The 17,670-nt window shown below is 66.4% G+C and carries 17 protein-coding genes and 1 pseudogene; 9 read left to right on the top strand and 9 right to left on the bottom strand.

The window, feature by feature from the left end; all coding sequences use genetic code 11:
• Positions 1 to 537 precede the first annotated feature (537 nt).
• Complete coding sequence (locus ABZ386_RS34180) at positions 538 to 834, top strand: hypothetical protein (RefSeq protein ID WP_358967455.1); 297 nt, start codon at positions 538 to 540, stop codon at positions 832 to 834.
• 2,049 nt (positions 835 to 2,883) lie between these two features.
• Here ABZ386_RS34180 and ABZ386_RS34185 read toward each other — a convergent pair.
• A complete protein-coding gene (locus ABZ386_RS34185; RefSeq protein WP_358967457.1) occupies positions 2,884 to 3,237 on the bottom strand; it encodes a hypothetical protein in 354 nt (117 codons plus the stop codon).
• A gap of 310 nt (positions 3,238 to 3,547) precedes the next feature.
• Positions 3,548 to 4,246: a hypothetical protein gene (locus ABZ386_RS34190; protein ID WP_358967459.1), complete on the bottom strand. Its 699-nt coding sequence runs from the start codon at positions 4,244 to 4,246 to the stop codon at positions 3,548 to 3,550.
• A 496-nt stretch (positions 4,247 to 4,742) separates the two neighbouring features.
• On the opposite strand from ABZ386_RS34190, the gene ABZ386_RS34195 reads away from it, so the two are divergent.
• The 5 genes from ABZ386_RS34195 (at position 4,743) to ABZ386_RS34215 (ending at position 8,687) form a co-directional block, all read left to right on the top strand.
• Positions 4,743 to 5,327, top strand: a complete 585-nt coding sequence (locus ABZ386_RS34195; RefSeq protein ID WP_358967462.1) for a hypothetical protein — start codon at positions 4,743 to 4,745, stop codon at positions 5,325 to 5,327.
• A 104-nt stretch (positions 5,328 to 5,431) separates the two neighbouring features.
• Positions 5,432 to 6,352: a PIN domain-containing protein gene (locus ABZ386_RS34200; RefSeq protein ID WP_358841226.1), complete on the top strand. Its 921-nt coding sequence runs from the start codon at positions 5,432 to 5,434 to the stop codon at positions 6,350 to 6,352.
• Between the two features lie 286 nt (positions 6,353 to 6,638).
• A complete protein-coding gene (locus ABZ386_RS34205; RefSeq protein WP_358967465.1) occupies positions 6,639 to 7,274 on the top strand; it encodes a hypothetical protein in 636 nt (211 codons plus the stop codon).
• Positions 7,275 to 7,310: 36 nt separating this feature from the next.
• Positions 7,311 to 8,099 (top strand): hypothetical protein, encoded by a 789-nt coding sequence (locus ABZ386_RS34210; protein ID WP_358967468.1) that lies wholly within the window; start codon positions 7,311 to 7,313, stop codon positions 8,097 to 8,099.
• Positions 8,100 to 8,513: 414 nt separating this feature from the next.
• On the top strand, positions 8,514 to 8,687 hold the full coding sequence (locus ABZ386_RS34215) for a hypothetical protein (protein WP_358967470.1): 174 nt from the start codon (positions 8,514 to 8,516) through the stop codon (positions 8,685 to 8,687).
• A gap of 99 nt (positions 8,688 to 8,786) precedes the next feature.
• Here the strand turns inward: ABZ386_RS34215 and ABZ386_RS34220 are convergent.
• Together ABZ386_RS34220 and ABZ386_RS34225 are read right to left on the bottom strand one after the other, a co-directional pair.
• Positions 8,787 to 9,893, bottom strand: a pseudogene (locus ABZ386_RS34220) (IS110 family transposase); the annotation flags it as partial.
• A 520-nt stretch (positions 9,894 to 10,413) separates the two neighbouring features.
• On the bottom strand, positions 10,414 to 10,797 hold the full coding sequence (locus tag ABZ386_RS34225; RefSeq protein WP_358967473.1) for a hypothetical protein: 384 nt from the start codon (positions 10,795 to 10,797) through the stop codon (positions 10,414 to 10,416).
• A 109-nt stretch (positions 10,798 to 10,906) separates the two neighbouring features.
• On the opposite strand from ABZ386_RS34225, the gene ABZ386_RS34230 reads away from it, so the two are divergent.
• Positions 10,907 to 11,736 (top strand): IS5 family transposase gene (locus tag ABZ386_RS34230; protein ID WP_358967550.1). Its coding sequence is split into 2 segments (ribosomal slippage): positions 10,907 to 11,242 and positions 11,245 to 11,736, totalling 828 coding nucleotides; the frame shifts between segments, so codons are not numbered across the junction.
• A gap of 15 nt (positions 11,737 to 11,751) precedes the next feature.
• Here the strand turns inward: ABZ386_RS34230 and ABZ386_RS34235 are convergent.
• Complete coding sequence (locus ABZ386_RS34235) at positions 11,752 to 12,204, bottom strand: Lrp/AsnC family transcriptional regulator (protein WP_114252619.1); 453 nt, start codon at positions 12,202 to 12,204, stop codon at positions 11,752 to 11,754.
• Positions 12,205 to 12,349: 145 nt separating this feature from the next.
• Here ABZ386_RS34235 and ABZ386_RS34240 point away from each other — a divergent pair, with 145 nt between their 5' ends.
• Positions 12,350 to 13,393: a DMT family transporter gene (locus ABZ386_RS34240; protein ID WP_358967474.1), complete on the top strand. Its 1,044-nt coding sequence runs from the start codon at positions 12,350 to 12,352 to the stop codon at positions 13,391 to 13,393.
• Here ABZ386_RS34240 and ABZ386_RS34245 read toward each other — a convergent pair.
• Positions 13,333 to 13,761, bottom strand: a complete 429-nt coding sequence (locus tag ABZ386_RS34245; protein ID WP_355719835.1) for an excalibur calcium-binding domain-containing protein — start codon at positions 13,759 to 13,761, stop codon at positions 13,333 to 13,335. The genes ABZ386_RS34240 and ABZ386_RS34245 overlap by 61 nt on opposite strands.
• 473 nt (positions 13,762 to 14,234) lie before the next feature.
• Between ABZ386_RS34245 and ABZ386_RS34250 the strand changes: the two genes are divergently transcribed.
• Positions 14,235 to 15,059 (top strand): DUF899 domain-containing protein, encoded by an 825-nt coding sequence (locus ABZ386_RS34250; protein WP_356617857.1) that lies wholly within the window; start codon positions 14,235 to 14,237, stop codon positions 15,057 to 15,059.
• 31 nt (positions 15,060 to 15,090) lie between these two features.
• On the opposite strand, the gene bamE is transcribed toward ABZ386_RS34250, so the two are convergent.
• The 3 genes from bamE to ABZ386_RS34265 form a co-directional block, all read right to left on the bottom strand.
• Complete coding sequence (gene bamE / locus ABZ386_RS34255; protein WP_358967478.1) at positions 15,091 to 15,372, bottom strand: outer membrane protein assembly factor BamE; 282 nt, start codon at positions 15,370 to 15,372, stop codon at positions 15,091 to 15,093.
• 49 nt (positions 15,373 to 15,421) lie between these two features.
• Positions 15,422 to 16,834 (bottom strand): Cys-Gln thioester bond-forming surface protein, encoded by a 1,413-nt coding sequence (locus tag ABZ386_RS34260; RefSeq protein ID WP_351346485.1) that lies wholly within the window; start codon positions 16,832 to 16,834, stop codon positions 15,422 to 15,424.
• Positions 16,835 to 17,123: 289 nt separating this feature from the next.
• A complete protein-coding gene (locus ABZ386_RS34265; protein WP_351346487.1) occupies positions 17,124 to 17,600 on the bottom strand; it encodes a single-stranded DNA-binding protein in 477 nt (158 codons plus the stop codon).
• Between the last annotated feature and the right edge of the window lie 70 nt (positions 17,601 to 17,670).

The following is a 17,670-nucleotide window of genomic DNA, read 5'->3' on the forward strand; positions in this document are numbered from 1 at the left end:
GGTACTTCCCCAAGGGCAGGCACCGCCGCCCCTTACGGCCGTCCCGGCCGACACCTGCCCCCGCCTCCTCTGCATTCGCTGACGAACCGACGGCCGTCCCGGGCCAGGCCCTCGACAGGGCGAGTCACTGGCAGCCGCTCAGGGGCGAGGACACCGCACTCGTCCGTCCCTACATTCTGGCGCACGAAGAACGCGCACGACGGCACCCGATGGTCGTCATCGCTCAGCAGATGCCGACCGACGCCTGGACGACACTCCTGGGGGTCCACTGATGCCCTCGCAGCGGCAGACTCTTAGCCCGGACGCCTCGGCCACCTCGTACCGCTCGACCGCTTGCCAGATCGGCACGCACCTCGCCTGCGCGGAGTCGTCTCCGGAATCAGCGCCGGTCGACCTGCCCTTGATCTACGAGGCGTGCGAATGCGTGTGCCACTCGGCACCGGGGCAGTCCGGGCCCGGGAGTAGGGCTGTGAGCGCCTCCGCATCCACTGGCACGCCGGCTCCGAACGTCGAGATCACCGAGAGGCGCACGCAGGGATGACAACACAGGACGAACTCAGACTTTTCCCGTGGGCGGGACCGGACGGCAAACCGTGCTATCTGAGCACCGATGACCAAGGCGGCTACGTGTCCCGCCTGGCGGACCACATCGAGGCCTTCCAACTCGGGATGGCGTCCCAACTGTTGGAGCACTCAAGCCAGGTACTCGACGACGAGACCGAAGACCTAGAGGAGCTCCATCTTCTCGCCGCCAAGTTGACCAGCGCTTTGCGGGACGTGCTGCGAGTAGCGACCAGCCGAGGACGAGGCCCCGTCGCGCGTGCACGCCCCTGAGCGGCACTTAGCTGCTGCACAGCCACAACTGATCACCGGTGGCCGTGGCCTGTGGCCGCCTAATCGATCACCGCTCTGACCTGCTGCTGAGCTGTCGGCAGTTGTCGACGTTGGCCATCACTGAGCGCCCTTCCACGGTCTGAGGACGGCCCGGGAGGGCGCTCGTGCGTGAGCACCGCATTGGGAGTTCGATCCGCCTTGGCCTGGTCGGGGTCTGTCTCATGTACCGGTGCTACGACTGGCCCCTAAGTGTTGTCGCCGTCTGAGGGCGTTGATGTCAACGTTGGATGTCAGCGGAACAGCGTGAGGCCTTCAAAATTCTTCTTCAGCTGCCGTCTGCTGGGTCCTGCCAGTGCCAGGGCAGCACCGGAGGCAACCAGGGAGTGCCGTCACTGCGCTCAAGCACTGGCGCCACATAGTCATCAGGCAAGGGACTAGCGTCGATCACGGCCTCAAGCGTGAACTGGACATAGCGCAGGTATCCGCGTACGTCGCGAATCTGGCGCTCGCGATGGCTCTGACCGATGCCTCGGTACCCGATATCGAAGCACAATCGCACGAGTGTCCTGTAGCGGGCGCGGACACGGTCGTCTCCTATGGAGAGAAGGTCGGTTTGCATGCCCCGTCGGACCGACTCGACGGCCACTGCACATCTCTCACGAGCCTGCGGGCTCAACCGCGGCGCGTCTTGCCCAAGGTCCGGCAGCGACGGCAGCCACACGTGAAGCTCTGCGAGGCGTTCTAAGAGCCGCTGTGCAGCCTCTGCGGAGCGCTGCTGCACCCATTGCCGACGTGCTAAGGCGCTGTTGGCAGCTTCTTGGGCTGCCGCGAGCTGAAGTTGTGATGCGACAGTCCTCGCGGTTTGCCACCGCGCCACGTACACCGCGATGCCTCCACCGGCCAACGTCCCTATGAGCGCACTGGCTGTCTGCCCCGCTAGGTCTCCCCAGCTCCCCATGTTTCCCATCTTGGCGGTCTGCGTAAGCTTCAAACCCCGAGTGAGGCTCAAGACGTTCTCGCCCCAGGGACAAGGGTGCTGCAACGCGACGAGTACCCTCAGCTTGGGAAGCTGAGGTGATCTTCAGGGCGTTGCAGTGCTGACCTGTGGTGGAGCGAGTTCGGCGTCCCGTTGATCACTGATCTGGTTTCCCGTGTTCCCCGTGGTTCCCCGCAGGATCTGGCACGGGTCTGGCACGAGCCTCTGCTCTCGGGTGACGAGGCGTATGGCCGCGGCAGCTCCCCGTCTGTTTGCCTCATGGACGTCCAAGCTGGCACCTGCCACAGTCGTCAGGTGGATTGGATGTCTCCAGCTTCGGCGTTGTTAGGGGCCGTCATCGGCGCAGGTAGCACGCTCTTGGCGCAACGCGGGCAGTGGCAGCAACAGTTGGCCGCGCAAGATCGGAATGTCCGCCGTCAGTTGTACGGCGAGTACTTGTCAACGCTCCACGGAGCTGGCGAGCGCCTACACCAGCTTGCTGCACGGGTGAAAAGGCCAGGCCAAGACGCTCTCCTGGAAGCGGCCCACGATGCCTTCGGGGCCGACGCTCTGTACTCCTTGAGGGCACAGCTTGTGATCAGTGCTCCGGCACCGGTGGTGGAGCAAGTATGGGCATCAATGATTGCCATGCGCGACTTACGCGATTGCGTGGGGCGCGGAGATCTACTCGGCACTGACGCATACGCGACGGCTGGGCGAGCGGTAAGGGATAGCCAACAGTGCCTGCGCGACGTGATGCGCGCAGATTTGGCCGGCCGACGTCAGGTCCTCTAGTCCCTGGTCGTGCCTGCGACACCCGCTTCAGGAGTTCGATCCATCCGCGGCTCACACCCGAAGCCAGGCGGTTACATCGTCTCCGGGCAGCTATGCAGGACCGCTGACATCCGCCACTGTTGATGTCAGTGGTGGATGTCAGCCCGCCACTCGAACGCCGGACTCAGCCCGGCACTGCTGCACCCGTCATCAAGGCGAAACAAGCCCCGCCAACGACGCCTTCCCAGAAGCCAGCAACCATCTGGCGACCTCGAATTGCACCCTGCTCACAGACGAGCTCAGCGACAATCCTGAGTGGTGAACTTCGTAGCCGGTTCTGTGCCCTTCCCGGTGTCCGCCTCGGGAAGGTTCCAGCGGGCAACTCCGCCCCACTCGTCAGTGATGATTACAGTGCCGCCCTTGGAGGGTGGATTGATATCCGTGATCGCCTTGTACGCCTTGCCCGGCTCTAGGTCGGCATAAATGAAGTAGTCGTCAATACACCCTTGCCATGGAGCGTTTGTGTAATCCCACTCCTCGACCTGGGCTCCGTCACCCTGCCACTTGATCATGTTGCCGGTCTGTTCACCGAGTGTGCCACCGGACGCCGACTTCATCGTGAAAGCGAGAGCGACGGCATACTTGCCCTGCACGCTGGCAGTCTTGTCCTTGGCAAGAGCGTCCCGGTAGGCAACTCCGGTGAGCGTGACCTGGAGGGGCTCACCGTCTGTGTCACTGAGGGTGACGGTATCTCCCACTGTACGCCCGGAAGGATCCACGTTCTTGGTAGTGGTGGTACCGCTGGGCGAGGCGCTAGACGCTGGCCCTGACTCACTTCTACTTGCCGAGCACGCCGACGTGGTGAAAAGCACCGTGAGTAAACAGGCAGTGATTGCGACCGTTCGCATTACGGCTATCCCCCAGTGATTTACGCTACGTGTTGATCACAGTACCAAGGGGCCACTAGCGCTGGGTCTGTTCCATTGCGGCGATCTCGGGCGCCGTCGCCGTGGCCCGCTGGCCTGCCTGGACCTGCTGGAGTCGTTTGATAGTGGCAGCCAGCACGTCATGGGCGTCTGTGGGATCCGCGCCCGCGTCCTCCACTGTGACTCGGGCGATGACGGTACCGGACCTGCTGTAGCCGTAGACCGTGCCACTCGATCCGCTGTGCGCCAGGAAGACCGACTCCTCTCCGACTCGACCGATCTCGAGGGGGGCCGTTTCATCCGTATCCGGCCACTGGTCGTACGCCGCCTTCGCATGCGCGACATTGTCGAACTGGCAGACGTCTAGATCAATGCCTCGCGAGTCGGTCGACCCCTGATAGTCGTAGTCGCCGCTACCCGCTCGCTGCCAACCGGCCGGCGCTGGGGTGTCCAGCGGAGCACAGTCGTCGGGCTCGCCCGGCATGCGCTTGTGGAGACTGCCGGGAAGGTAGCCGGGCACCAGGTCCTCAGCGTCGGGAATCGCCTGTGTGAGTTCCCCCCGGCTGAGCTGCTTGGTCAGCGGCAGGTCGGTGTTGTCCTTGGACGGCCTTGCTTTGCCGGTTCCGCTCGCTGATGGCGCCCCAGCGGGGGCCGGCGGCGTCTTGTCTGCGGAGCAAGCGGATAGCGTGAGGCAAGCCAGAAGCGTTGCAACGAGGGGAAGGTGACTCCTTGTCATGTTGTTAACATAGATCAGATCCGGGCCGCCAGATCCGAATCTCGCCAGTACCGCGGGGGCTCGACAAGATCAGGAGGGCGTCCGGGGCTTCACCATGTCGTTGCATGGACCCTGACTAGCAAAAAGCCCTCCCGAACGGGAGGGCGGAGAATTGCGCCCCCGGCAGGACTCGAACCTGAGGCCAAGCGCTTAGAAGATGCGCGCAAGCCTTGGTGATTGGACCCGATCGGCCTACACCGGCACCGTGGTGGGCTGCTGGGGGTCGCTGCCGTTCGCCGTCGTTGCCGTCAGGATTGCCGTCACCGCTAGCGATCGGGCCGGGCGAATGTCTGCTGTGGTTGGAAGGCGAGCGTACGTGCGGTGAACCCTGTTCAGGCGGTGTGCGCTCCCTTCGTGCGCTGGTTGCGACCTTGTGTGACTCGCCCGGGCGCAGCACGGTTGAGGTGGATGCTGCTCGGTGCTGTGCCGCAGGACCATCAGGGAGGGGCGGTACGTCGTGGGTTCAGCCAGTCAATGGGCACGTGAGACCTTCGGGGACATAGCCGGTGAGCTGGCCGACATCATCCCGGCTTGCCTCCTACGGGCTCATGACCGCGCCCGGACCGGGCACGAGGGCGTTCACACTCAGACGCTCGAGGCCTACGGACATGGCCTCTACGCGGTGCAATACGAAGAACTGGCCGCCGGCATCTCCGGGCTTGGGGAAGCTGTGCGTCTGCAAGGGCGAACGCTGATGCTCGTCCGCGGCCACCTGATCTACCCCCTCCGCTACGCCAAGAAAGACGTGCCTGTCACGGCCGCTCGTCTCCGTCGGGCCACAGGCTTCCGAGCTGACCTGATCCGCCGCCACGGCCCACCTCCCAGGCAGCAGGCATTCGACCTGGACTGGGGAGAACTTGACGACTCCGAAGTGCATCCAGACCTGGAGCTGCTTCCCGACGACGTGCAGCTCGTCCTCGTCGCTTACGCCTGCTCCATGGAGAAGGGTGTCATGCGCATTGAGTGGGGGTCAGCGGAGCTGCGCCGCGAGGACCGGTACCTGATCTGGCACCGTCACGAGCCGTTGCCAACCAGAGACTGACCTGGCCCTTGGCTCGGGCCGCGGTACTGCTTTGGCGCCGTTCAGCATCAGGAGTACGACACTTTCACGTGCGGGCAGTATCCGTAAGCTGCCACAGTACGGGGATGCTTGTGAGTCCACTGCCCGGCGTTGACCGGAAGCACCTGTACAAGACGCTCAGCGAGGTGTGCCAGAAGGTCTCGAACCTCCACACCAGCGGTCCGCACGAGTACTACGAACGGCTCTTGGCCTACCTAGATTGGGCGGCGTATGCCGTTGATCGACTGGAGGCTCTCATCAGCAGCGCTGACCTTGACCGGCTTGTTCTTACCAAGCGGCACGACCAGTTGCTCGCCGGACTGGACAGTTTTACCGTCGGGACGACTCAGCGCCTCGTGAACCAACTGGTGAGTGCCGAACTCCGGCAGCGGACGACGGCATTCACGGCTGCTACTCAGACGCTCGGGCAGGAGTTGCAGCAGTGGCAGCTCCGCGGGCTTCCTGTGGTGGCTGACAGCAGCTTCTACATCCATCATCCAGACAAGCTGGAAGACACGGACTTTTCTGGTCTGCTAGGTACGCGCGGGGCGTTCGTACACCTCATGGTGCCGATGGTCGTGATCGATGAACTCGACCAACTCAAGGAGAGCAAGGCCCCGCAGGCGCGATGGCGGGCACGGTACACACTTGCTGTTCTGGATCGACTCTTCCAGAAGAGCACGGAGCAGGCCCTGCTCCGTGAGGCTGACGCCGAGGAACTGCGAACCACCGGGCTGCGACGTGGCGAAGTGACCGTGCAGCTCTTGTTCGATCCGCCGGGTCATGTGCGGCTGCCAATCAACGATGACGAGATTGTGGACAGGGCGCTGGCGGTCAAGCCCTTGTCGGGGCGCGAAGTGACGGTGCTTACGTACGACACCGGCCAGGCAACCCGAGCACGCGTTGCGGGTCTGCGTGACCTCAAGCTGAGCATGCCGGTCGGCGACGAACCGGAGCAGCAGGAGGTCAGCAGAAGGAAATCCCCTGTCCAAGGAACGAGAGATTGAGTGGCAGCCGGCCGCGTGGGCGGGCAGCCGTTCCGGGCGTCCCGACTCACGACGCTAGTTCTCCGGGTGCAGGCAAAATCATTCCAGTGTGGCAGATCAACTGCGGGTACCCAGGCCGGAGCGGGGTGGGGGCGGTCACCCGTGGGTGCCGTCTGTCAACGTTGGTCGGCCTCGCACGGCCTAGGGACGGCCCAGGGTGCTTCGCTGCCGCGATGCTGCCTCCGATAGTTCGCCCAGAAATTTTGAAACTGCCGCATATGCCCGGACTGGCTGCCATAATCCGATCGTGCTAGCAGCAACGAACACGAACAGCGCAGGAGCCCTTCCGGCTGCCGCCGTGGTAGCAGCCTGTGCCCTCCTGTTTACCATCGCTTCCTTCTGGTGGCTTAACGCTCGCCAAGGGGCCCTTAAGTCCTACACTCCTCACTCCTTCGCCGCTGCTACGACAAGCAGTAAGACGCTTATCCGGATCCCTCTGATTCTCTTCAACACCGGCCCGAAGCCAATTATCGTGCAGAATTTGCGGTTGACCCTTCCAGGCACAACGAAAGGCACAGTCACTCTTCCCTGGAGCACCACTCGCGATCGGATCCGACCCGAGAAGGATGACGACCCCCGGCTTCCCAGCGTCTTCGTTGTGGCAGGCCGGTCCGCCGTACAGGTGTTTGCGGAATTCAGCACGCCATTTCCGAACTTCATTCCGGAGCTCCGAGAATATCAGGCCGCAGTCCAGTGCAAACTCGGCCACAAGAAGCACTGGGGCGATCTCCTGGTTTTCCCTATCCAGCTAGGGAACATGGTCAGTCCTACGGCTTACATTGCCTACAGTAATGAGCCCGCAGAGATCGCCGATGGTGACCGCGCTAAAGCCGCCGCCACCCTCGAAGGATTGAGATCCGCAGATAATTCAAACCCAGCTTGATCCAGGCCCACCATCGATATTTGGATTGGATTGCAAATGCCCATTCCGTCCCTCCCTCGCTTCCTCTACTTGGACGAGAAAGGACTAGGTGAGTATCTCTCCGTAGTAGAGCAAGGACTCTCCGATGAAGCAAAGACGCGGCGCTTGTCAAGTGGAGGGCAAGTCACGTCCGCCGGGCTCGGACAACCAGCAGACGGTGAGTCCACCTCCGAGGAAGAGCGAGTAGTCCGCGAAACGGCCAGCCAGCGCTTCATCCGCCTGGTCACTGCACTCGACGTAGCGTCTGCTCAGTGGCGATACCGTGACATCGAGGACCTGGGGGAAGAATTCGAAAGCGTCAATGTAGCAGACATCGTGCAGGTGCAGTGCGAAGTGGAGATTCCCCCCTTCATTCGCATGCTTAGTCAGCCAGATCAGTTGGATGACATGGTGAACATGATTGAGGCATTTCGAGCAATGGCTCCCATGCTGGGGCAGGATCTCGAAGGGCTTCCTGGAAAGAAGGAGACGAAGGCTTTCAGCGATTTCGGCAAAGCGATGAAGTCAGACGTGGTCATCGTTGGCGACCAGGAAGACGGCGGCCCTCAAATCACAGGCAAGCTGAACAAGGATTACGTTCGAGACGCGATTGAAGGCGAGGTTTTCATCCTGGGGAAGGTTGCCAAGCGGTTGAAGCACGGCGAAACACACTCCCTCCTAGCGATTCCTGGTGCATCCTTGATGAGCCGAAAGCAGCGCAGGGAAGCTGCTCGACAAGAACAGTCGGACGACACCACATTGGTCGGCCCAGCTCTGACACTGGATATTCTCGCGATCTACCGCTGACACGTGCGCCACAGGGCGGCGGAGCGGCTTTGGGCTGGAGTTTCAATGACTGAGTCAAGCCACGGGGGCTGATCGGAGGCCGTGGACACGATCAGGGCCAGGCGGCGGATCATCCTCTGACCTGGCCCTGAGTCGCATGGTTCGCCGACGCTCCCCGTTGTTCCCCGCCGCAAGCCATCTGACCAGGCACGTCAGGGGCCAGGGTCGCCGAACCCCTGGCAGGCCCCGGGTCCCTCAGTTCGCCTACGAGGAGTTCCGCTCTGTCTGGCTGATCAGCACACCAGCCGCATCGTCGAACGTGATCAGCCTGGTCCGGCATCGGCGAACCTGAGATCATGCCGCGTGCACCGGTATGGACGACCTGTCCATCTCCGTAGTGCTTTCCACCGCAGACACTTCTGAGGAGAGGCTCTCGTGAAGAAGAACAGCATGACCACTGGCTTACCTCTCGTCATCGGCACCGTGATTGCCGCTGGCGTCCTCGTTCAGGACAACTACGGCGGCGCCGTCTTCGCCGTCGTGGGTGGTGCCGGCGCCTCGCTTGTCCTGCACCGCAGGTCTAGCCGCAACCAGAGGCGCGCTGAGTAGCTACGAGCCGGGCAGCGCGAAGCCCAGGACAAAGCCACGAGGTCGGTGGAGTTTCAAGTGACCGAGTCGAGGCCGTGGGCGCTCGCCAGTAGTGGGGGTGGCCTGGACGTGTTTACAGCCTTCGCCGCGTTTCTTGAGGTAGAAGTAGTCCCGGTTCGGGCCGTCGCGGACGATGCTGGTCTGCGCGGAGAGGTAGAAGACTCTGCGCAGGCGGCGGCTGTAGCGCTTGGGGCAGTGCAGGTTGCCGGTGCGGCGGCCGGAATCGCGTGGGACGGGGACGAGTCCGGCGGCTGACGCGAGGTGGCCGGCGTCGGTGTAGGAGGTCAGGTCTCCTGCGGCGACGACGAATTCGGCTCCGAGGATGGGCCCCATGCCGGGCAGGGACTCGATGATCTCGGCCTGTGGGTGAGTGCGGAAGGTGTCGCGGATCTGCCGGTCGAGTCGTCGCAGTCGGTCGTCCAGGTCCAGGATCTGTGTGGCCAGGTCGGCGACGATCTGTGCGGCGGTGTCCTCGCCGGGTAGTGCGGTCTGCTGGGCCTGGGCCGCTTCCAAGGCCGCGGTGGCCACGCTCTCCGGGTTGCGGACTCCTCGATTGGTCAGCCAGGCGGTCAGGCGGGCCAGGCCGCGTCGGCGGAGGGCGGCCGGGGTCTGGTATCCGGTCAGCAGCACCAGTGCGCCTTTGCGGGCTGAGTAGTCGAAGGCTCGCTCCAGGGCGGGGAACATGCCGGTGAGCACGTCGCGGAGCCGGTTGACCGTCCGCACACGGTCAGTGATCAGGTCGGTGCGGTGCGCGGTGAGGAGTGCGAGGTCGGCGGCCAGCTGCGCGGGCATGTCGAGCAGGGTGAAGTCCCGGCGGTGGCGGGCGGTTTCGGCGATGACATAGGCGTCGCGGGTATCGGTTTTGGCCTCGCCCCGGTATGCGCCGGTCATGCGGTTGACGGTGCGGCCGGGCACGTAAACAGCCCTTTGGCCGTGGGCTGCCAGCAGCGCCAACAGCAAGGCGGAGGACCTGCTGGAGATGTCCACCGCCCAGTGCACCTCGTCGGCCAGGTCCAAGATCTCGCCGAGCGCGGTCAGGATCGCCGACTCGTCGTTTTCGATCTTCTTCGACCACAGGGCCGCGCCGGTCTCGTCGACCACTGCGGCCCAGTGATGGCCCTTGCCCGCGTCGATACCGACCCATATCCGGGCCCGCTGTTTGTTCACGCGTCCCTCCCGCAGCCGAGTTCGTTCCGTCGGCCCGTAGGACACCCCGTCGTCAGCTCCGTAAACAGCGACCCATTCCGCGCATTTCAATCAGCGACCAGGGCGCCCCGGAGGACCGGACGGCCACTCCAGCCGAGCCACGGTCGGCAAGCTGCTTTGAAGCCACATCCGGCCCTCCCGGACCACCGAACAACTTACGGAGCTGCTTTGGGGGCGGGTGATCATGGCCCCGTAGGCTTCCGGCGAGTCGGGCAGTCTGTAGGCCTGCCCGTTGCAGCACGACGTTGGGGCCATGTTCTTGGAGGCTCGCCCCGAAGTGGCTGCCTAAAGCCGTAGAGCCGACCGCCCCAGCCACAGAGGGTGTCTCCCCCCTGCATACCCGCAGCCGCCGAGCGCGGCCAGCCGGGGCGAAGGCAGGAGGCAGCCGTGCCGCAGAGGCGGCGCGGGCGCGCGCCGTGCGCGGGCCTTGATGAAGTAGGGAAAGTTCTACCGCGCTGCTGGCTGCTGATCACCCAAGTCGTCAGTACCCGCTGAGCAGTTCCGCAACCCGGGCGCGCGCATCGGCATCATCGCGACGACCCTCATCGCGTTCGGCCATTTTTCGGCCTGCACCTTCACGAGTCCGGCACTTCAGTAGCTGTCGGGCATCGACGAACGATTCGTCGGCCCGCTGCTGTTCGGGTTCGGCATGGCAGGCATGATCGGCAACTTCGTCGCTGGCGCGGCGCTGGCGCGCGGGGTGCACCGGAGCGTGCTGATCATCGCCGTGTCCCTCGGGGCTGCGATGCCGCTCTTCCTGCTGCTGGGCCGGACGACGGTCGGCGGCGCCATCTTGCTGGTCGTCTGGGGCTTGGTCTACGGCGGCGTGTCGGTCGGCCTGCAGACGAGAGCCTGCGATCACCAAGATCCATGCCTCACGCCCCCAGCACACTGGTGGGCGGACTAGCGCGTGTCTCTTTGATGGGTTGTTCAGTTGATCGGATGTGTCTGTCCGATTAGTGATCAGTGATGCGATGTGGGACCGGATCGAGCCGCTGATGCCGGCCGATCCGGTTCGCGGACGGCGGTGGGCCGACCACCGCCGCACGCTCGAGGCCATTGCGTGGAAGTACCGCACCAACTCGCCCTGGCGGGACCTTCCCGACGAGCTCGGCTCCTTCCAGACCGCTCATAAGCGGCTGATCAGATGGGCCGTTGACGGCACCTGGGAGATGATCCTCGCCGCCGTCCTGGCTGCGGCGGACGCCGACGATGACATCGACTGGACGGTGTCGGTGGACTCCACGGTCGTCCGGGCCCACCAGCACGCTGCCGGAGCACTCAAAAGGGGGCGGCCCACTGCGGCGAGCCCGTCGATCACGCGCTCGGACGCTCTCGCGGCGGACTGAGCACCAAGGTCCACCTGGCCGCAGACGGCCGCGCACGGCCCCTCGCCTTCACCGTCACCGCAGGCCAGGCAGGTGATGCACCCGCCTTCGAGACGGTGATGTCCCGCATCGGCGTGCCCCGCAGGGGCCCGGGCAGGCCACGGACCCGGCCGCTGGCCGTTCTGGCCGACCGCGCGTATTCCTCACGTGCCATCCGCAGCCACCTGCGGCGCCGGGGCATCCGTGCGGTCATCCCGCAGCCGTCCGACCAAGTCGGCCACCGCCTGAGGCGAGGCCGGCTCGGTGGCCGTCCGCCCGGCTTCGACAGCGAGGCATACAAGCAGCGGAACAGCGTTGAGCGGTGCATCAACCGCCTCAAGCAGTGGCGCGGCCTGGCTACACGAACCGACAAGCTCGCGATCGCCTACCAGGCCGCACTCCACCTCGCGGGCATCCTCATCTGGACCCGACGCTGACCAAAGAGACAGAACCTAGGCCGGATCGATGACCTTCTTGCGCATGTGCCCGTAGACCACCGATGTCCGTACGTCGGCCAGTTCCGGGCGCTTCGCCAGTTTCTCCAGGACCACCGCGTGCAGATGGTCGGTGTCCCGGACGGCGACGTGCACGAGGAAGTCGTCGTTCCCGGTGAGGACGAAGATCGAGATGACCTCCGGCATCCCCTCCAAGAAGGTCTGGAAGGTCTCGATCACAGCACGTGTCGGCGGGCGGACCCGTACGGCGATCACCGCCTGCAGCCCGCGGCCGATCGCCGCGAGGTCTGCCTCCGCGTGAAATCCCGTCAGGACACCGCTCTTGCGCAGCGACCGGATTCGCTCCAGACAGGTGGACGGGGCGATACCGAGTTCCTGGGCCATGTCCCGGTTGGTGCGCCGACCGTCCTCCTGGAGCATCCGCACCAACGCCGAATCTAGTTCGTCCAAGCTTGCCTCACTCCACCGGATTCCGAAGGTAATTCGGACTCTTCGCATCAGATTCGATGATCTTGTTAGCCTCCAGCCTAGTCGACCGATGTTTGTTCGGTCACGTCGCGGTGGGCGCAGTGAGTAGCGGAGAGGGCGACTTGTTATGCGCAATCGAGGACCCACGGTGTGGGCGGTGTGTGCGGTCATGGCGGCCGCGCTGTTCTGGAGCAGTTCGTACGCGGTGACCAAGCAGGTGCTGGAGGACGTCGGCCCGCTCAGTATCGGCGCCATCAGGTTCACCCTCGCGGCGTTACTCCTGGGCGTGATGGTACGGCTGAGCAGGCACCGCCCGGCCCGTCCGGACTCCCGGCAGCGGCAGCAGCTCTACCTGAGCGGGTTCCTCGGCATCACCGTGTACTTCATCCTTGAGAACGTCGGCGTCGACCTGTCCACGGCATCCGACGCGTCGCTGATCGTGGCCACGTACCCGCTGATGACGATGCTGGTGGAACTGGTCGTCTTCCGCACCCGGATGCCGCTGCCGCGTGTGACGGGCGTGCTGCTGGCCACCGTCGGCGCCTTCCTCGTCGTACGCAACGGGGCCGAGGTCGGCGGCAGTTCGCGCTGGCTGGGGGACATCCTGCTGCTGCTCGGCGGGCTGGCCTGGGCCGGCTACAACGTGCTCGGCAAGCGCGCGAGCGCCGGCCAGGACGCCGTGAGCGTCACCTACTACCAGACCCTGGCGGGCGCGGCCGGCTTCCTGCTCGCGTCCCTGCTGGAGGCCGACGACTGGCGGATGCCGGGCGCGACCGCCTCATCGCTGCTGGTCTACCTGGCCGTGGCGTGCTCGGTCGGCGGCTTCCTGCTCTACAACTACGGCCTGCGCCGGATGGCGTCGAGCGTCGCGGTCAACATCCTCAACCTGGTACCGGTCTTCGGCGTCATCGGCGCCGTCGTGATCAACGGGGAGTCGATCCGGCTCGCCCAGGTGACGGGCGGCGTGATCATCATCGCCGGGGTGGCGCTCGGCATGATCGAGCGGGGACAGGACGACGCCGCGCATCCGCGCGCGAAGGGAAGCGAGCCGTCCGGGGGTGCGACCGCGCGGACCGGGGGCGCTCCGTCCTCGCCCTCTGAGTCGGGGACTCACGGTGGATACGGTTCGCAGGCCTCTCCGTCGCCGTCCCGGTCGAGATGGGGCGCGTAGCCGGGGTCGCCCGTGAACAGGGGTGCGTCGCCGGCGGCTCGTGCCGCGTCGCAGTTCTCGTAGTAGGGGGAGGCTTCGTCGGGTGGCGGGTCCGGCTCGGTCACCTCTCGTATGTCGGCCCCCACGATCGTGCCGCCGCGCACCGTGTAGGTGCCTTCGAAAAGCCGCAGCGTGCCGTCGGTCTGTGTGGCCTCCAGCGTGACCGAGACGGTGCCGCCGTCCGCGCGGAGGATGTGCACCGTGTCGTGGGCGGTGGTGGCGAACCCGTCCACGAAGGCCTCGTAGGAGCCGGAGAGGTTCTTGCCTCCGAGATCCCATGCCCGCCGGTAGTCCCGAGCGTTGATCGCGGCGAAATAGTCGCGGACCACGGACGACGCGCTGTCGGCCGTCGGTGACTCGGCCGGGCGAGGGGACGCGGGCGCCGGCGGCGTCGACCGCTCGGGCACCGGCGGCGTCGACCGCTCGGGGCTCGGCGGCGTTTCCGTCGGCTCTGGCGTCGGGGTGGGAGGTGGAGTGGGCGTCGGCGTTGTGGGCGCCACAGTGATGGTGTTCGTCACCGTGGCCGGGTTCTGCGTGGGCGTCGAGTCGGTGCCCTGACAACCGGTCACCCCTATCACTGCCGTCACCAGCAGCGACAGGATTCCCGGATGAACAAGGCGGCCCATCTGCCCCACCTCGCGAGTCGCGTGCCTTTCTCCAGCTTGCTCCGCCGGCCGGCGGACGGCAACGCTCGGCACTCTCCTCTCGCCGCGATGAGTTCCGGCCCGGCCCGGAGTCTGTTCCGGTGAGCGTCGTGGCATGCCGTACGAGGCTGCCCGGCACGAGAACCACGGAGGACACCATGACGACCACGCCGGACGATCCGACCACCCCACCGGACGATCCGACCACCCCACCGGACGACCCGACCACCGCGCTGCCCGGCCGCCCGCCCGTGGTCGACCTGGCCACCTGGCAGGCCGCCCGCGACGAGCTGCTGGCCCGCGAGAAGGCCCACACCCGGGAGGGCGACGCCCTCGCCGCGGCCCGCCGCCGGCTGCCGATGGTGGAGTTCGACGGGACGGTCGAGGTCGTCGGCCCCGACGGCCCGGTCCCGTTCCTGGACCTGTTCCAGGGCCGTGACGAGCTCGTCGTCTACCAGCACATGTGGTACGACGGCGCGCCGCACCAGGGGCAGTGCGAGGGCTGCACCACCACGGCCTGGCACCTGAAGGACGCCGTCTACCTCAACGCCCGCGGCGTCTCCTTCGCCGTCCTGACCACGGGCCCGTGGGACGAGGTGGCCGCCTACGTCGAGTTCATGGGCTACACCCAGCCCTGGTACTCGGTGCGCGGCGTGGACGCACCCGTCGGCGGCGCCATGGGGTACCTCACCTGCTTCCTGCGCGACGGCGACCGCGTGTTCCTCACCTACTCCACGACGGGCCGCGGCAACGAGCGGGTCAACGGCTCCCTCGGCCTGCTCGACATGACGCCCTACGGGCGCGGCGAGGCGTGGGAGGACAAGCCCGAGGGCTGGCCCGAGGGCGGCAGCCCGTGCTGGTCCTGGCGCTCGGACGCGGACGGCAACGCCACCTGGGGCCCGACCAGCCGCCCCGTGCCGCAGTGGACCCGCCCCGGCGCGACCCCCGTGGAAACCCTCGGGCGGCACGGCCACCACCACTGACACACCGCCGACAGCGGCGCCGGCAGCGGCCTCAGCCGGTGCCGTCGACGGGTTCCCCGCGGCCCGGCAGGGGGCCGGTGAGAACCTTCTCCACTCGCCCCCGTCTGAAATGAATGAACGTCGCGAGCCCCGCGCGCGGGGTGTCCGCGTACACCCAGGCCTCGGACCGGCTCCGGCGGCACCAGATCCGCAGGTCCAGGGAGGATCTTGTCGCGTACCGGCCGAGGTACTGCCTGTCGTCGACAGCTTCCGTGGGGCTTCCCAGCAGGCGTCTCACCTGTCTGCGCGTCATGCCCGGCTCGACCTGGGTCATGGGCGCAGGGTAAGTGGAGCCTGCCGGGACCGGTCCCCGAAGTCGCCGGTCAGTCCCCCGCCGTCGCCTCCCGGCGCCGCAGCACGACCAGGGTCGCCCCGCCGATCAGGACCAGGCCGATGGCGATGCCGGCGATCAGCGGCGTGACACCGGAGCTGCCGGTTTCGGCGAGGTTGGTGTCCGAGGCCGTGCCGCCCAGCGCGGCCGGGCTCGGCTCGCTCAGGGTCTGCGTGGCGGTGCCCGTCCCGCTGCCCTGGATCCGGCAGTCCAGCATGCCGGTGAAGCGCTTCTCGAACCTCCCGGGGCCGTGGATGGTGAAGTCGTAGGCCTGGTCCTCCTGGAGCGGGACCGTCACCGTGCGGGTCTCGCCAGCGGCGATGGTGTGCTCGAGGCCGGCGAGCTCGAAGGTGAACGGCTCGTCGCCCTTGTTGGAGGCGATGATGTCGACACCGCCCTCGGCGCAGTTCTTCGCCGCCGTCAGGGCAGGGACCGGGCCCTGCTTCAGCCAGGTCGCCTCGGCCGTCGCCGACACCGTCGACTCGCTGGACCCGGCCAGGATCTGCGTCTGGCTCCGGCTCTCGGAGGCGAAGGCGCGGCCGACCGGCACGGTGGTGGATGCCTGCACGGTCAGCTCGGCCGTGCCGGCCGCCGCGTCCTCGGGCACCTCGAAGAACACCTGCCCGCCGTCGGACGTGGAGGTGACGGCCTTGCCCTGCTTGTCGACGATCCGGACCCCGCTCGTGGCGGCGTCGGCGGGCGGGGTGACCGTCGCGCTGCCGCCGTTGGTGCGCACCGTCACCGGGCCGAGCCGCTCACCCGGGCGGCCGGAGACCGCGGACGGTTCGAGCGTGAGCGAGGCCCGGGGCTCGGGCAGGTTCCGGGCGCTCTTCTCCAGGTAGTCCGCGAGTTGCTCGGCCTGCGGGTCGAGCGCGTCGACGGCCACGTCGTCCGAGTATCGCCAGATCGCCACCTGTGTACCGGACGCCGCGTCCTGCTCGGTCAGGGCGCCGCGGACGCCCGCCTTGCGGGCGAGCGCCGTGAGGTCGTTCACCTGCGGGTAGGAGTTCTGCAGGATCCAGCGGATCTTGCCGGCGTCCTTGTTGGTGCCCAGGGACGTGCCGCTCCAGGGCGTCTCGTGGTACTCGGCGTCCCGCTGGGTGGGGTTGTGCAGGTCGACGCAGTACGTCTGCAGCGTGCCGCCGCCCTCGACGGACATCTCGAACAGGCCCGCCGACACGTGCTGGTCGCCGGTGCCGCCGTGGATCACCGCGGTCCCGAACGTCTTGAGCCCGGCTATCGTCGCGGTCGCTCCGCCCTGGCTCTGCGTCGTCCCGTCGGCGGCCGACGCCTGGCCGGCACCGGCCAGACCGCCCGCGGTGACGAGCCCGGACACCACCGTCGCGGCGGCGAGGCGGGCTGCCCCTCGCCTGCGGACGAACAGCTCAGAGAACGAAGCAAACACCAAATTCCCCTTCGAGCAGGACCCGTTGACGTGGGGGGACGGTCCCACCAGCAGAATCAGAAGCCTCACAGGCCCCAAGAGCCCCGAGAGCCATGTCCGGCATCCTAGGGACGCGGCGAGCCGTGCTCGCCGGTGAGACGGCCGGAGGAGTGATCCGACTCGGAATCGTTATCGCCAAGACCCCTTGTGAGCAGGGCTTATCGGCAAGTCACCGCTGGCCGTACGGTGCGCACTCGCCGATAAGCCGCAGTTCGGGCAGCCGGTGGATGGTGATCGACGGTGATTGACGTCACGTCAACGCCGGTGCCCCCACCTGCTGTTGAGGAGGCACGTCGGTGGCCGACCCGGAACCCTCGGGCGGGGTCTCCCAGTTGGGCTCCGGCTGCTGCGGCGACGCCACCGTCTCCGGCTTGCCGGCGCGCCGGAAGGCCGAGGTGCCCCAGGCGAGGTCGTGGCCGATGGCGACCGCGTCGATGTCCGCCGAGGTCCAGTTCTGCCCCTCGCGCACGTCGGTGCGCACCTTCAGCCTGCCCTGCACGATCACGGGCTCACCCACCGTCAGCGACGCCGCCGTGTTCGTGGCCAGCTGGCGGTTGGCCCAGACCGTGAAGAAGTTGGTGTGCCCGTCCGTCCAGGTGCTCTTCTCGCGGTCCCAGTAGCGCGCGGTGACCGCCAGCCGGAACCTCGCCGACGGGCCGGACGCCATCTCCCGGTACACCGGCTGCGTCGCCACGCGACCGACCGCGCAGACCATCGTCTCGTTCATCGCGAACCCCTCCCTCGCCCGGAGTCCGACACCGGTCCGACACACGTACGGGCCCGTCCCGTACGGCTGT

It is taken from the genome of Streptomyces sp. NPDC006140, assembly GCF_040628815.1.
GTDB lineage: Bacteria > Actinomycetota > Actinomycetes > Streptomycetales > Streptomycetaceae > Streptomyces.